General features: G+C 69.3%; 12 protein-coding genes. 7 read left to right on the plus strand and 5 right to left on the minus strand.

The window, feature by feature from the left end; genetic code table 11:
* Positions 1 to 29: 29 nt before the first annotated feature.
* Positions 30 to 482, plus strand: a complete 453-nt coding sequence (locus G6N58_RS16790; protein WP_115277957.1) for a MarR family winged helix-turn-helix transcriptional regulator — start codon at positions 30 to 32, stop codon at positions 480 to 482.
* A gap of 30 nt (positions 483 to 512) precedes the next feature.
* Entirely contained in the window at positions 513 to 935 is a 423-nt protein-coding gene (locus G6N58_RS16795) for an organic hydroperoxide resistance protein (RefSeq protein ID WP_068915748.1), read from the plus strand.
* On the opposite strand, the gene G6N58_RS16800 is transcribed toward G6N58_RS16795, so the two are convergent.
* The 4 genes from G6N58_RS16800 to G6N58_RS16815 all read right to left on the minus strand — a co-directional run bounded on the left by G6N58_RS16800 (position 932) and on the right by G6N58_RS16815 (position 5,518).
* Positions 932 to 1,993: a nucleoside hydrolase gene (locus G6N58_RS16800; protein WP_163908212.1), complete on the minus strand. Its 1,062-nt coding sequence runs from the start codon at positions 1,991 to 1,993 to the stop codon at positions 932 to 934. The two genes, G6N58_RS16795 and G6N58_RS16800, sit on opposite strands and share 4 nt — an antisense overlap.
* A gap of 105 nt (positions 1,994 to 2,098) precedes the next feature.
* Positions 2,099 to 3,919, minus strand: coding sequence for an SDR family oxidoreductase (locus tag G6N58_RS16805; RefSeq protein ID WP_115277956.1), 1,821 nt, complete (start codon positions 3,917 to 3,919; stop codon positions 2,099 to 2,101).
* Positions 3,920 to 3,964: 45 nt separating this feature from the next.
* Positions 3,965 to 4,648 (minus strand): histidine phosphatase family protein, encoded by a 684-nt coding sequence (locus tag G6N58_RS16810; RefSeq protein ID WP_115277955.1) that lies wholly within the window; start codon positions 4,646 to 4,648, stop codon positions 3,965 to 3,967.
* Positions 4,649 to 5,518 (minus strand): acyl-CoA thioesterase, encoded by an 870-nt coding sequence (locus G6N58_RS16815; protein WP_115277954.1) that lies wholly within the window; start codon positions 5,516 to 5,518, stop codon positions 4,649 to 4,651.
* Between the two features lie 75 nt (positions 5,519 to 5,593).
* Between G6N58_RS16815 and G6N58_RS16820 the strand changes: the two genes are divergently transcribed.
* From G6N58_RS16820 to G6N58_RS16835, 4 genes are read left to right on the plus strand one after another with little or no spacing between them, the layout of a single operon-like run.
* On the plus strand, positions 5,594 to 6,463 hold the full coding sequence (locus tag G6N58_RS16820; protein WP_115277953.1) for a MaoC/PaaZ C-terminal domain-containing protein: 870 nt from the start codon (positions 5,594 to 5,596) through the stop codon (positions 6,461 to 6,463).
* A gap of 41 nt (positions 6,464 to 6,504) precedes the next feature.
* Positions 6,505 to 7,380 carry a universal stress protein gene (locus tag G6N58_RS16825; RefSeq protein ID WP_115281461.1) on the plus strand — a complete coding sequence of 292 codons (876 nt, stop codon included), beginning with the start codon at positions 6,505 to 6,507 and terminating at the stop codon, positions 7,378 to 7,380.
* On the plus strand, positions 7,377 to 8,873 hold the full coding sequence (locus tag G6N58_RS16830; protein ID WP_115277952.1) for an APC family permease: 1,497 nt from the start codon (positions 7,377 to 7,379) through the stop codon (positions 8,871 to 8,873). Before G6N58_RS16825 ends, G6N58_RS16830 begins: the two co-directional genes overlap by 4 nt.
* Before the next feature lie 44 nt (positions 8,874 to 8,917).
* Positions 8,918 to 10,090: a GNAT family N-acetyltransferase gene (locus tag G6N58_RS16835; protein ID WP_115277951.1), complete on the plus strand. Its 1,173-nt coding sequence runs from the start codon at positions 8,918 to 8,920 to the stop codon at positions 10,088 to 10,090.
* On the opposite strand, the gene G6N58_RS16840 is transcribed toward G6N58_RS16835, so the two are convergent.
* Positions 10,081 to 11,067: an Acg family FMN-binding oxidoreductase gene (locus G6N58_RS16840; protein WP_115281460.1), complete on the minus strand. Its 987-nt coding sequence runs from the start codon at positions 11,065 to 11,067 to the stop codon at positions 10,081 to 10,083. The two genes, G6N58_RS16835 and G6N58_RS16840, sit on opposite strands and share 10 nt — an antisense overlap.
* A 145-nt stretch (positions 11,068 to 11,212) precedes the next feature.
* On the opposite strand from G6N58_RS16840, the gene G6N58_RS16845 reads away from it, so the two are divergent.
* A complete protein-coding gene (locus G6N58_RS16845; protein ID WP_115281459.1) occupies positions 11,213 to 14,470 on the plus strand; it encodes an error-prone DNA polymerase in 3,258 nt (1,085 codons plus the stop codon).
* Positions 14,471 to 14,477: the final 7 nt, after the last annotated feature.

A 14,477-nucleotide genomic window follows, 5' to 3' on the forward strand; every position in this document is an offset into this window, starting at 1 on the left:
CACAATTCAATTGTGCTAAGCTCATCGGTGTGGCGGCTCTCCGGCTCGGCGACCATCTGTGTTTTGCGTTGTACGCGGCGTCGCGCGCGGTGGCTGCCGCCTACCGCCCGTTGCTGACCGAGTTCGGTATCACCTATCCCCAGTACCTGGTGCTCGTCGTGCTGCGCGAGGACGGGGCGATGAGCGTGCGAGAACTGGGGGAGCGGCTCCAACTGGATTCCGGCACTCTCTCTCCGCTGCTGAAGCGGATGGAGTCCGCCGGACTGCTGGTGCGGCAACGCTCCGAACTCGACGAGCGGTCAGTGCACGTCGACCTCACCGACGCCGGCCGCCAGTTGGAGGTCACGGTGCGGTGCGTGCCGCAGCGGCTCGCCGAGCTCGTCGGTGATTCGGGCTGGACCGAGGCAGACGTCGTCGCGCTGCGCGACGACGTCAACAAGCTCACCGCGCTGGTGCGTCACAGCGACAACCCCGATCAGTAGCACCCCATCGAATCGAAAGGAATCACCGATATGAACACCCTCTACACCGCCGAAGCCCTGGCCACCGGCGACGGCCGGGACGGCCACGCCACCACCTCCGACGGCAAGGTCGACCTGGACCTGTCCATCCCGAAAGAGATGGGCGGCACAGGCACCGGCACCAACCCGGAGCAGCTGTTCGCCATCGGCTATGCCGCCTGCTACCACTCCGCGCTGCGGCTGGTGGCCCGCGAAGCCAAGGCTGATGTGAGCGATTCCGCCGTGGGCGCCAAGGTCAAGCTCGGCAACCTCGACGGCGGTGGCTTCGGCCTCGCCGTCGAACTGGAGATCACCCTGCCGCACGTCGACCACGACGCCGCCGCCGAACTCGCGGAGAAGGCGCACCAGGTTTGCCCGTACTCCAACGCCACCCGAGGCAACATCGAGGTGACGCTGACGGTCACCGACGACTAGACGAGCCCGCGGGCGTAGCGGCCCACCCGGTCGGTGAACCGTTCGAAGAACACCGCCGGGTCGACGTCCACCCCGATCAGGGCGTTGGGGCCGCGACCCCAGATCCCGGTCCAGTCGGCGACCGTCATCCCGCGGGTCAGGGTGCCCGTCAGTTCCACATCCACCGTCGCCGCCGCGGTCCGCACCAGGTCCGGCTCCAGTGCCACCGCGGCGGCCAGCGGGTCGTGGACGTGCGCCAGGTAACCCTCGCCCTGGTCGTAGTGGAACTCGAAGTAGAAACGCATGGCGTCCTCGAGCACCCGGATCACCGGGTTCGCCGCGTCCGAGCGGGTACCTCGGGAGTCGAGCACACTCATGGTCACCGTCGGCGAACCCGCGGCGGCCGCCAACCGGGCCAGCCCGGTCGGGGTCATGGCCACCCGTTCGGTCAGGTTGAGCCCCAACACGATCGGCAGATGGGACGGGGTGTCCAGGCCCCACGCGGCACCCCAGCCGGCGAACACCTCGGCAGCGGCCTCGGGGTCCACGGCGATGTTCCACTCCGAGACGGGAGTGGTGTTGCCCTTGTATCCGAACGCCCCGCCCATGATCACCAGCCGCCGCAGCAGCCGCGGCAGGGCCGGCTCCAGGCGCAGTGCCAGCGCCAGGTTGGTCAGCGGTCCACATGCCAACGCCACCAACTCACCCGGGTGGTCGTGGGCGGCCTGCACCCACGCGGCGGCCGCGTCGTGGTCGGTGAGCCGGCGCTCGGTCGCGGGCAGTTCGGCGTAGCCCAGGCCCGAGGGCCCGTGGGTGTCCTCGGCGGTGCGCAGCGGGATCACCAGCGGCTGCGGTGCACCCGCCGACACCGGGATGTCCGGGGCGCCGCACAGTTCCAGCAGCCCGAGGTTGTTGACGCACACCTGCTCCATCGGCACGTTGCCGCCTGTGGAGGCGATGCCCACGATCTGCGCGTCGTCGCTGGCCAACAGGTAGGCCAGCGCCATCGCATCGTCGACGCCGGTGTCGACGTCGACGAAAACCGGGATGCGCGCTACCGATTCAGCCGCCGTCGTCATGCCGCAGACCCTAACGCAAGCCGGGGCCGTCAGCCGCGCACCAAACACCGCGAGCAGTGGCCAACTCGGGTGATCCGCGCCGCAGTCACCCGATTTGGCGTCTGCTCACCAATGGATACCGGGCACCAACCGGGCCACCCGCTTCGCCGGCTTGGGCACGCGGGTGCGGCGCCGAGACCGGGGCCGTGAGTCAATGACCGGCGCCGGCGCCGGCGACGGGGCGACACCGCGCGCCGCTGCGGAGTCCGGATAGCCGAGGTACAACTGGTGCAGCACCCGGCGCGACAGCTTGGGCAGCAGGTAGCGGCCGGCGTCGCCCAGGGTGCCCAGCGGGGTGTCGATCCGCACCGGCTTGTCGACCAGTGCCCGAACCACCATCGCGGCGGCGTGCTCGGCGGTGATCGCGGGAACGGGATTCAGCCGGCTGGACGGCGCGATCATCGGCGTGCGTACCAGTGGCATGTGGATGGTCGTGAAGGTCACGTGGTCCGACAGCGTCTCGGCTGCCACCACTTCCGCGAAGGCGTCAAGTGCGGCCTTGGTCGGTACATAGGCCGAGTACCGCGGCGAGCTGGCCTGCACACCTGCGCTGGACACGTTGACGACATGGCCGAAACGGCGCCGCTGCCAGTGCGGCAGCAATGCCAGCACCATCCGCACCGCGCCGAAGTAGTTGACCGCCATCACCCGCTCGTAGTCGTGGAAGCGGTCGGTGGACGCTCCGATAGAGCGCCTGATGGACCGGCCGGCGTTGTTCACGAGGTAGTCGACGTGGCCGAAGCGGTCGAGGATCTCGGTGACGGTGTGCTGCACGGAATCTGCGTCGGTGACATCGCAAGCGAAGGCATGGGCCTGTCCGCCGTCGGCTCGGATCTCGGCGATCAGCTCGTCGAGCGCGGCGCTGTTGCGGGCCAGGGCGAACACCGTGGCTCCGCGGGCGGCGACGGCGACGGCCGAGGCACGGCCGATGCCGCTGGAGGCGCCGGTGATGACGACGTGACGCCCCGCCAGCGGGTCACGGCTGCGGTGCTGAGCCCAGAAGGTCCACAATGCCGGTGCATAGGTGCCGAAGGCGGGGGCCTCGATACCCGTGCCGCGCAACGCCTCCTGAGTGTGGTCGGCGGTGAACTCCGACGTCATGCCCACGGTGTCGAGCACCCCGGCCGGGATGCCGACCTGGGTCACGGCCATGTTCCGCCACACCTTCAATCTGCCCTGGGCGCCCAGCACCGGGCCGGCGACGGCATCGGGCATGGTCACCGGACGGACCGGCAGCCCGGCCGCAGGCGCCAGGGCACGATAGAAGCCGCGAAGGCTCACCGACTCGGACGCGGTGAGGTGGAACGTCTGGCCGTCGTGCCCGTCGGCGTGCATCAGGGCCACCAGTGCGTCGGCGACATAGTCGACCGGCACCACGTTCATCCGACCCACCTGCGGTAGCGCCACCGGGGCGAACCATGGCAGTGCCGTGAGCTTGGCCAGCAGGCCGAAGAGGTGGTGCAGGCCGCCGGTCGTGTCGATCTCACCGGTGCGGGAGTCGCCCACCACCACACCGGGCCGATAGATGCGAAAGCGCAGGCCGGGGGTCTGGCGCACCCGCCGCTCGGCGTCGAACCTGTTCTGCTGGAACGGAGTCGGTAGATCCTGCCCCACGTCGAAGTCGTCCTCGGTGAACGTCCCGGCGAAGTTGCCCGCTACCGCGATCGAGGACACGAGATGCAGCGTCGCCCCCCACCGAAGGGTGAGTTCGATCAGCGCGCCGAGGTCGTCGTCGGTCCCGCAGTGCACCACGTGATCGACGACGAGGCCGTCCAGATCCGCGGGTGGAGGCGACACCTGGATGTCGGCGTCAGGGTCGTTCAGGTGGATCCGGTCCGCGATGTACCGGGCCAAGAACCCGGTACCGCAGGTAACGATATACTGCATGCAGCCATCGTGGACCGCCGCGGCGGCGCCGTCAACGCCGCAGCGTCAGCCCGACAGGCCGTCCCAGCTGACCAACTGCCAGCCGGTCACCGGATTGCCCTCGATCACCACCTGCCCGACGTTGGGCAACGGATGCGACATCAGCAGGTTCGCATCGGTGTTGGAGACCGTCAGTTGCGTCCAGACGGCGATGGCCGCACCGTGGGAGAAGGCAACCACGTTCTTGTCGCCGCTGTCGTAGATGCGTTGCATCGCGCCGGTGAACTCGTCGATGAACTCGTTGCCATCGATGGCGCCGGGGATCCGCGCGCTCCGCTGGCCCTGCAGCCAGAGCTCCGGGGCCAGGAAGTAGGTCATTGCAGCGGCGTCCTGTGGGCTGCCCTCGAACCAACCCGCGGGGATCTCTTTGAGACCGGGTAGGACGTCGACCTGCTCGCCCAGCTCCCGGGCCAGCGGGGCCGCGGTCTGCTGGGTGCGGATCATCGACGAGGCGTAGATCCCGTCGAAGTCCTTGCCGCGCAGTTCATCTGCCACCTGCTGGCCCTGCTGCTCCCCTTCTCCGGTGATGCCGGGCCCCGGCACCGTGGTGTCGATGACGCCGTCGGCGTTGGCCTGGGACTGGGCATGGCGGACGAAGGTGACGGTGATCGATTCCGGCGGCGCGGGATCGGAGCCGCAGCCGCTGAGCAGCACGGTCAGAGCCAGTAATGGTGCGACAAACCTGGGCATCTAGCGCCGCCTTCCCAGATAACCTTCCTGCGTCACCGTACAGACCAGTTCGCCACTGCGGTTGTAGATCAGCCCAGATGCCAGACCCCGCCCGCCGATGGCGCTGGGCGCGCGCTGGTCGTAGAGCAGCCAGTCGGAGAAGTCGACCGGCCGGTGAAACCACATCGTGTGGTCCAGCGACGCCATGGTTTCCATCGACTGCCAGGTCTTGCCCACCCCGACCTGTACCGGATCCAGGATCGTCCAGTCGCTGACGTATCCCAGCAGACACTGGGCCAGCATGGGGTCGGTCAGCAGCGCGCGCGGCGGTGCGGACTCCACCCGGAACCACACCCGGCACACCGCTTCCTCGGGTACGCCGGCGTCCACCGCCACCCGCGGCGGCGGGTCGATGTAGCGCATCTCGAACAGCTTCAGCCGGGCCAGTTCGGCGTAGCCCTCGTCGATGTAGGGCGCCAGCTGCTCGTCCAGGGTGGGCAGCGCTTCCGGCGGCGTGACCAGCGGCATGGGCTGCTGGTAGTCGTCGCCGGCGATGGGTTCGATGAACGACGCCATGGCTTCCATCACCACCACGTCCCCCTGGACGGTGGTGACCCGGCGGGTGGAGAAGGTGCGTCCCTCCCGCAGTGAGGTCACCTCGTAGCGCAGCGGCACCGCGGGGTTGCCCGGCCGCAGGAACGACGCGTGCAGGCTGTGCAGCAGCCGTCCGCTCACCGTGCGCGCCGCTGCGGCCATGGCCTGGGCCACCACCTGCCCGCCGAACACCCGTACGCGGGGGACGTCGTCGACGGGCTGCGCGCCCCGATAACTGGCTCCACCCAGATCCTGGACGTCGAACAGGTCCAGAACATCCTGCAATGATTGCGGCACGTATCTATAGAGCCACGTGCCCGCCCGGGCCGCTCACCCGGGTCAGTAAGGTCGGGGAAACTGCAAAGGAGCCCCATGGCGATCGACCCGACGGCCATCGGCGCGAAGGCCGACCCGTACACCTTCACCTGGACCGACCGCGACACCATGCTCTACGCCCTCGGCGTCGGCTGCGGCACCGCGGATCTCGCGTTCACCACCGAGAACAGCCACGACACTGCCCAGCAGGTGCTGCCCACCTATGCGGTGATCGCCTGCATCGGGTTCCCCGCCCTCGGCAAGATCGGCGAGTTCAACTTCGGGATGCTGCTGCACGGCTCCCAGCAGATCCGGCTGACCAAGCCCCTGCCGGCGGCGGGCCGGCTGGTGGTGGAATCCGAGGTCGCCGACCTGCAGGACAAGGGCGAGGGCAAGAACGCCATCGTGATGTTGCGCGCCCGCGGCAGCGACCCCGCGACCGACGAGGTGGTGGTGGAGACCCTGGCCACCTTCGTCATCCGTGGTGCCGGTGGCTTCGGAGGCGAACCCGGTACCCGCCCGCAGGCGCCGGAAGTGCCGCAGCGCGAGGCGGATTCACGCACCGCGATGCCCACCCGGGAGGACCAGGCGCTGATCTACCGGCTCTCCGGGGACCGCAACCCTCTGCACAGCGACCCGTGGTTCGCCCAGAACCTCGCCGGTTTCCCCAAGCCGATCCTGCACGGGCTGTGCACCTACGGGTTCGCCGGGCGGGCCCTGGTGGCCGATCTGGGCGGCGGTGACGCTGCCCGCATCACCGACATGTCGGCCCGGTTCACCTCGCCGGTGTTCCCCGGGGAGACGCTCACCACGTCGATCTGGCGCACCGGGCCCGGGCAGGCGGTGTTCACCACCGAGGCCGCCCAGCCCGACGGTTCCGGCGCCCGGCTGGTCCTCGAAGACGGGGTGGCCGCCTTCCAGGCCTGAATCGCCCGTCCAGGAGCCTTTCATCCGGCAGGATGAGCCGCATGAGGCTCATCGTCGGGTACCTGGCCACTCCGAGCGGCGACGACGGTCTGGCGCTGGGGGTGCGGCTGGCCCGCACCCTGGGCGCTGCGCTGGACCTGTGCATGGTGCTGCCCCACGACCGTCTCGGCACGGTGGGCGGCTTCGACCAGTTCCTGGCCGACCAGGCCCAGCAGTGGCTGGACGAGGCCGCCGCCACGGTGCCCGACGACATCGAGGTGGCCACCCATGTCAGCTTCGGTGAATCGTTCGCCGAAGGGCTGATCGAGGAATCGGCCCGCTTGGGCGCCGAGGCGATCGTCGTCGGCGCCGCCGGGGACGGTCTGATCGGGCGCTACTCGGTCGGCTCGGTTACCGGCGAGCTGCTGCACTCGTCGCCGGTGCCGCTGGCGCTGGCGCCGCGCGGCACCCGGCATTCCACGGCGCAGCGGGTCCGGGAGGTCACCTGCGCGTTGGGCCGCCGCCAGGGCGCCGACCTGTTGCTGGCCACCGCGGTACGCGCCAGTGCGGCGGCGGGCACTCCGCTGCGCCTGGTGTCGCTGGTGGCGCTGGACCCGGCGTTCGGCACCCTCCGCGACGATGCGGAGTCGACCCGAGACCGGGCGATCGCCCATGCGCGCCAGACCCTGGATGCCGCCAAAGCCGAATTGCCCGAAGGATTTCCGGTGGAGTCCACGATTGTCGACGGGCCGTCGGTGGAGGCGGCGGTCAACAAGCTCGACTGGCATGACGGTGACCTGATCATGGTCGGGTCCAGCCGGCTGAGTGCGCCGCGGCGGCTGTTCCTGGGGTCGACGGCGGCCAAGATGTTGCGCGTCCTGGAGGTCCCCATGGTTGTGGTGCCCCGCGAGCAACTGGGCGAGGAGGACCTGCCGTGACCGATCAGGCCACCGACGGCCGCAGCGCCAAGGGGCTGGCCGCAGGCAAGGTCGGCACCTTCTCCGGCGCCGTGCTCGGGATCTCCTCGGTGGCGCCGGGGTACACGCTGACCGCCAGCATCGGGCTGATCGTGGCCGCGGTGGGACTGAAGATGCCCGCGATCTTCATCGCCGGCTTCATCCCGATGTTTTTGACCGCCTACGCCTACCGCGAACTCAACTCCCGCACGCCGGACTGCGGTGCGTCGTTCACGTGGTCCACCAAGGCATTCGGGCCCTACGTCGGCTGGATGTGCGGTTGGGGCATGGTGATCGCCACCATCATCGTGCTGTCCAATCTCGCGGCCATCGCCGTGGAGTTCTTCTACCTGTTCATCGCCAAGTTGGTGAACCAGCCGTCCATCGCCGACCTGGCCTACAACACCGCCGTCAACATCGTCAGCACCCTCGCGTTCCTGGGTCTGGCCACGCTCATCGCGAGCCGGGGCATCACCACCAGCGAGCGGGTGCAGTACGTGCTGGTGGGTTTTCAGATGGTGGTGCTGGTGGCGTTCGCCGTCGTGGCGATCACCCACGTGGGTGCCGGTGACGCCCCCGCCGGTCTGAGTTTCGACCTGGACTGGTTCAATCCGTTCACCGGACTGGCCATGGGCGCGTTCGTCATCGGGGTGACCGGCTCGATCTTCGCCTTCTGGGGCTGGGACACCTGCCTGACGTTGGGGGAGGAGTCCAAGGACCCCACCAAGGTGCCCGGGCGGGCCGGATTGCTCTGTGTCACCTCGATTCTGCTCACGTACCTGCTGGTGTCCGTGGCGGTGATGATGTACGCCGGCATCGGGACCGACGGTCTGGGGCTGGGCAACGAGGACAACGCCGCCAACGTCTTCGGTGCCCTGGCCGATCCGGTGCTGGGCCCCGCCGGCGGCCTGGTGCTCTACCTGGCGGTCTTCGCCTCGTCGGTGGCCAGCCTGCAGACCACGTTCCTGCCCGCCGCCCGCGCCATGCTGGCGATGGGGGCCTACGGGGCGTTCCCGGCGAAGTTCGCGGAGGTCAGCCCCCGGTTCCTCACCCCGTCGTTCAGCACCGCCGTGGCCGGGATCGTCACCGGCACCTTCTACACCGTGGTGAGCCTGCTCTCGGAGTCGGTGTTGCTGGATACCATTGCCGCGCTGGGCATCATGATCTGCTGGTACTACGGCATCACGGCCTTCGCCTGTGTCTGGTATTTCCGTCGCGAGCTGTTCTCCAGCGTGCACAACCTCGTCTTCAAGTTCCTGTTCCCGCTGCTGGGCGGCATCATCCTGGCGGCGGTGTTCGTGATCTCGGTCAAGGAGAGCATGAACCCCGACAACGGCAGCGGTGCATCGCTGGGCGGCATCGGGCTGGTGTTCTTCCTGGGCTTCGGGTTGCTGGCGCTCGGTGCGGTGTTGATGGGGGTGATGCGCACCCGCAGCCCGGCCTTCTTCCGGGGCCAGACCATCAGCCGCGACTGAAAATCGGTTGGGTCGGGCGACGCTGCTGTGGCACTGTGGACGCAATGACCACATGGGCGGTACGGTCGGCGACCGACGACGATCAGCAGGCGATGTCACGCCTGGCGGCAACAGGTTTCGGTGTCTACATGGCGCCGGAGAGCAAGCGGCCGTGGCGGGTGATGGTGGCCGACGGTGGTTCGGTGGTGGTGTCCGACGGCCCCGAGATCGTGGGCATGGCCTGTTACCTGGACATGGAGCTCACGGTGCCGGGTGGGGTCACCCTGCCCATCGCCGGCGTCTCGGCGGTTGTGGTGTCCCCGACCCACCGCCGCCGCGGCATCCTGCGGGCCATGGTGACCGACCTGCACCGGCGCATCGAGGCCACCGGTGCGCCCATCGCCGCCCTGACGGCCAGTGAAGGCGGGATCTACGGTCGCTTCGGATACGGCCCGGCCACCATCGAGCGCTCCATGGTGGTGCAGCGGCGACTGGCCGAGTTCCACGCCGACGCCCCCGACGACGGCCGGGTGCGCCTGGTGGCTCCGGCGCAGCACCGCGACCAACTCATGGAGATCTACGACCGCTGGCGCCGCCGCACACCGGGCGGGCTGGCGTGCCCACAGGTGCTCTGGGATGACGTGCTGGCCGACCGGGACAGCGACCGCGACGGTGGCAGCGCCTGGTTCGCGCTGCTACATCCCGACGGCTACGCGCTGTACCGGGTGCGCCACGGCGACAAGGCCGTGGTGCGCACCGGGGTCACCGCCGTCACCCCGCAGGCGCACGCGGCGTTGTGGCGGACGCTGCTCGGGCTCGACCTGATCGACGAGGTGCAGATCGACACCCACCCGGCCGATCCGCTGCCCTACCTGCTGGCGGATTCGCGGCGGGTGCAGACCACCTCGATGGTGGACGCACTGTGGCTGCGCATCATGGACATCCCGGCGGCCCTGCAGGCCCGCACCTACCCCGCTGACGCGCACCTGGTGCTCGAGGTGGGTGACGGCCGGTTCGCGCTCGACATCTCAGGTGGCCGGGCCACGTGTGTCCCGACCGACGCCCCGGCGGATCTGCACCTGGATCTCGACGTGCTCGGCAGCATCTATCTGGGCACCCACTCGGCGCGGGATCTGGCTGCGGCCAACCGGATTCGCAGTGCGTCAGATGAGGCGCTGTACATGGCCGACGCGGCCTTCCGCAGTACGGTGCCCGCGCAGATGGGGTTTCACTTCTGACGCTGCACCCGCAGGATGTCCGACAGGGCGCGCCGCGGTGTCGGCGTCGGGGGCGCGGTCAGACCGGCGGCGCGACCCACCCGGACCAACACCTGCGGCACGCCGCTGCGGCCGATCAGCTCGGCGACCACCGCGCGAGCCGCAGGCAACTCGGTCACGTGCGACACCGTGCACGTGGCCAGCCCGGCGGCGGTGCATTCCAGCAGCACCGTCGACAGCGCCTCCCCGCAGGACAGGGCGTCGGCTCTGGTGTCCTCCGGAGTCGAGAGCACCAGAACCGCCGCCTCGTCGGCGCTGACGTCGGTGTGTGAGGCGTGGACGCCGGCCGGGAAGTTCCGGTTGACGGGCACCCGGTCATTGTCGATGACGCCGTTCAACAGGTCGGGCGGAATGCCCTGGTCCAGGTCGAAAGGTGCGGTCCACCAGTCGAGTTCGGCAACGTAGCCCGCGTCCTGGCGCCGCATCGCCTCGGTGAGCGCGGATGCCTCGAAGAGGTCGGGCAGCAGCGGCTCCGGCAGCACGGCCAACCGGGTGTCGGTGTCGTCCAGCAGATGGGTGAGCACGGGAACCAGCAGGTTCAGGTCGTCCGGGGCGCGCATCGGCAGCCGGTCGGTACGGCGCTGCGTGATGGCGGCGGCCCGGGCGCGGGTGGCCGCGGAGACGAAACCTGCCGGCCAGAACTCGACGGTGACCAGGTGCTCGGGGCGGTTGGGGTCGGGGAACCGGTCGACGAACGTCTGCCATCCGGCCGCGGCGGCCGCCACCCGCAGGTGGTCTAGGGCGGCGCCGCAGCTGATCAGCGCCTGGCGCGCGCCGTGGTCGGTGTTGCGCACCAGCCGGCTGTGGTCCAGGTGTAGCTGCAGGGTGTTGCCGTCGAGCACCCATAACCAGGGTTGGCTGTTGTGCAGGGACGGTGCCCGGCCTGCGAGTTCGACGGCTGTGCTGATCAGATCGGTGCTCACCGCCGTGTTGCCCATGGCGCCATCTTCGGCCCACGCGGGGTGGGCGCCCAAGACCGCTTGGTCACCGGGGGCGGGGACCAAAGGCCTCTCGTCAGTCGAACATCAGTTCGATACACTCGGGTACGTGGACAAGTTCCTGGGGCCGCCCACCTGGGGTGAGATGCAGCGGGTGCTCAACAGCAAACCCCGCCGCGCCGGGCTGCCCATGAAGGAGCCGGTGGGTGACGGCGGGGACAGCCCCGCCTGGTCGCGCAAGCGGGAAGCGTTCGAACCGGCAGGGGAGCGGCGGATCCGTTCCCGGGTGCCGTATGCCGAACTGCACACCCACTCGGCCTACAGTTTCCTCGACGGCGCCAGCACCCCGGAGGAACTCGTCGAGGAGGCCGCGCGGCTGGACCTGCGGGCCATCGCACTGACCGATCACGACGGTCTCTACGGCGTGGTGCGTTTCGCCGAAGCGGCTCAGGAACTGGACATCAGCACCGTCTTCGGGGCCGAACTGTCTCTGGGCGACGGGTCCCGTACCGAGGTCCCAGACCCGCCGGGGCCACATCTGCTGGTGCTGGCGCGCGGAGCGGAGGGCTACCGCCGGCTGTCGCGCCAGATCTCGGCGGCGCATCTGGCCGGCGGGGAGAAGGGCAAGCCGCGCTACGACTACGACGCGGTCACCGCCGCCGCCGGTGGGCACTGGCACATCCTCACCGGCTGTCGTAAAGGCCATGTCCGCCAAGCCCTTTCCGCCGGTGGGCCCGACGCCGCGGAGAAGGCCCTGGCCGACCTGGTGGACCGCTTCGGCGCTGACCGGGTGAGCATCGAGCTCAGCGGTCACGGCGGCCCGCTCGACGACGAACGTAATGCGGTGCTGGCCGCGCTCGCGCCGAAGTTCGGGGTCGGTGTGGTCGCCACCACCGGTGCCCACTTCGCCGCTCCTCAGCGTGGCCGGCTGGCCATGGCGATGGGGGCGATCCGCGCCCGCCAGTCCCTGGACCAGGCGGCCGGCTGGCTGGCACCACTGGGTGGCGCGCATCTGCGTTCGGGTGAGGAGATGGCCCGGATGTTCGGCCAGTTCCCGCACGCGGTCACCGCTGCAGCAGAGCTGGGGGAACAGTGCGCGTTCGGGTTGCAGCTCATCGCCCCGCAGCTACCGCCGTTCGACGTACCGACCGGGCACACCGAGGGCAGTTACCTGCGCGAGCTGACCATGCGCGGCGCCGCCCGCCGTTACGGTCCGCGCGACGGTGCTCCGCAGGCCTACGCACAGCTCGAGCGTGAGCTCGACATCATCTCCCGGCTGAACTTCCCGGGGTACTTCCTGGTGGTCAACGACATCACCCAGTTCTGCCGGGACCACAAGATCCTCTGCCAGGGCCGGGGTTCGGCGGCCAACTCCGCGGTGTGTTACGCCCTCGGGGTCACCCACGTCGACCCGATCGCCAACGAGCTGCTCTTCGAACGCTTCCTGTCCCCGGCGCGTGACGGGCCACCGGACATCGACATCGACATCGAATCCGACCTGCGGGAAGAGGCCATCCAGTACGTCTACACCAAGTACGGCCGCGACTATGCCGCCCAGGTGGCCAACGTCATCACCTACCGGGGTCGCAGTGCCGTCCGCGACATGGCCCGGGCGCTGGGGTTCTCGCAGGGCCAGCAGGATGCGTGGAGCAAGCAGATCGGCCAGTGGGGTGACCTCGCCGAGAGTCAGCACGTCGACGGCATCCCCGAACCGGTGATCGACCTGGCGTGTGAGATCAAGAACCTGCCGCGGCACATGGGCATCCATTCCGGTGGGATGGTGATCTGCGACCGGCCCATCGCCGACGTGTGCCCGGTGGAGTGGGCGCGCATGGAGAACCGCAGCGTGCTGCAGTGGGACAAAGACGACTGCGCGGCAATCGGATTGGTGAAGTTCGACATGCTGGGCCTGGGCATGCTCTCGGCGCTGCACTACGCCATCGACCTGCTGGCCGAGCACAAGGGGCTGGAGGTGGACCTGGCCATGCTCGACCTGTCCGAGCCCGCGGTGTACGAGATGCTGCAGAAGGCGGATTCGGTGGGCGTGTTCCAGGTGGAGTCGCGGGCGCAGATGGCCACGCTGCCGCGGCTCAAGCCCCGGGTGTTCTACGACCTGGTGGTCGAAGTCGCGCTGATCCGTCCCGGGCCCATCCAGGGCAACTCGGTGCACCCGTACATCAGCAGACGCAACGGTCTCGAACCCGTGGTGTACGACCACCCGTCGATGGAGCCGGCGCTGCGCAAAACCCTTGGCGTGCCGCTGTTCCAGGAGCAGCTGATGCAGCTGGCGGTGGACTGCGCGGGATTCACCGCCGCCGAAGCCGACCAGCTGCGCCGGGCGATGGGCTCCAAGCGCTCCACCGAGAAGATGCGCCGGCTCCGGGCCCGGTTCTACGAGGGCATGCACCACACCCACGGCATCACCGGCGACGTGGCCGACCGGATCTACGAGAAGCTGGAAGCCTTCGCCAATTTCGGTTTCCCGGAAAGCCATTCGCTCAGCTTCGCGTCGCTGGTGTTCTATTCGTCATGGATCAAACTGCACCACCCGGCGGCGTTCTGTGCGGCGCTGCTGCGGGCCCAGCCCATGGGCTTCTACTCACCGCAGACGCTGGTGGCCGACGCCCGCCGCCACGGGGTGCTGGTGCACGGCCCGGACGCCAACGCCAGCCTGGCCCACCCCACCCTGGAGAACGCCGGACTGGAAGTGCGCCTCGGCCTCGGCGACGTCCGCCACATCGGTGCCGAGCTGGCCCAGCGCATCGTCGACGAGCGAGATGCCCACGGCGCCTTCCGTTCTCTGCTGGATCTCACCGGCCGGGTCCAGCTCAGCGTGCCGCAGACCGAAGCCCTGGCCACCGCGGGCGCGCTGGGCTGCTTCGGCATCACCCGCCGCGAGGGACTGTGGGCGGCGGGCGCAGCAGCCGCCGAGCGTCCCGACCGGCTGCCGGGGGTGGGCTCGTCGTCGCATGTGCCCACCCTGCCCGGCATGAGCGATGTGGAACTGGCCGCCTCCGACGTCTGGGCCACCGGCGTCTCGCCGGACAGTTATCCCACCCAGTTCCTGCGCGCCGATCTCGACGCCAGGGGGGTGGTGCCTGCGTCCGGCCTGCAGGACGTGCCCGACGGCACCAGGGTCCTGGTGGCCGGAGCGGTGACCCATCGGCAACGGCCGGCCACCGCCCAGGGCGTGACGTTCATGAACCTCGAGGACGAGACCGGAATGGTGAACGTGGTGTGCTCGGTCGGTTTGTGGAGCAAACACCGCAAACTCGCGCAGACGGCGTCGGCGCTGGTGATCCGCGGAGTGGTGCAGAACGCCTCCGGCGCGGTGACCGTGGTCGCCGACAACATGGAGAAGCTGTCGATGCGGGTCAGTTCGAAATCCCGCGACTTCCGCTGACCAGCTG

This window comes from Mycolicibacterium tokaiense (genome assembly GCF_010725885.1).
Classification (GTDB): Bacteria; Actinomycetota; Actinomycetes; order Mycobacteriales; family Mycobacteriaceae; genus Mycobacterium; species Mycobacterium tokaiense.

Bases quoted from the DNA above. Each gene is read 5' to 3' on its own strand.
- G6N58_RS16795 (WP_068915748.1), top strand. From the start codon at position 513: ATGAACACCCTCTACACCGCCGAAGCCCTGGCCACCGGCGACGGCCGG.
- G6N58_RS16800 (WP_163908212.1), bottom strand. From the start codon at position 1,993: ATGACGACGGCGGCTGAATCGGTAGCGCGCATCCCGGTTTTCGTCGAC.
- G6N58_RS16805 (WP_115277956.1), bottom strand. From the start codon at position 3,919: ATGCAGTATATCGTTACCTGCGGTACCGGGTTCTTGGCCCGGTACATC.
- G6N58_RS16810 (WP_115277955.1), bottom strand. From the start codon at position 4,648: ATGCCCAGGTTTGTCGCACCATTACTGGCTCTGACCGTGCTGCTCAGC.
- G6N58_RS16820 (WP_115277953.1), top strand. From the start codon at position 5,594: ATGGCGATCGACCCGACGGCCATCGGCGCGAAGGCCGACCCGTACACC.
- G6N58_RS16825 (WP_115281461.1), top strand. From the start codon at position 6,505: ATGAGGCTCATCGTCGGGTACCTGGCCACTCCGAGCGGCGACGACGGT.
- G6N58_RS16835 (WP_115277951.1), top strand. From the start codon at position 8,918: ATGACCACATGGGCGGTACGGTCGGCGACCGACGACGATCAGCAGGCG.
- G6N58_RS16840 (WP_115281460.1), bottom strand. From the start codon at position 11,067: ATGGGCAACACGGCGGTGAGCACCGATCTGATCAGCACAGCCGTCGAA.
- G6N58_RS16845 (WP_115281459.1), top strand. From the start codon at position 11,213: ATGCAGCGGGTGCTCAACAGCAAACCCCGCCGCGCCGGGCTGCCCATG.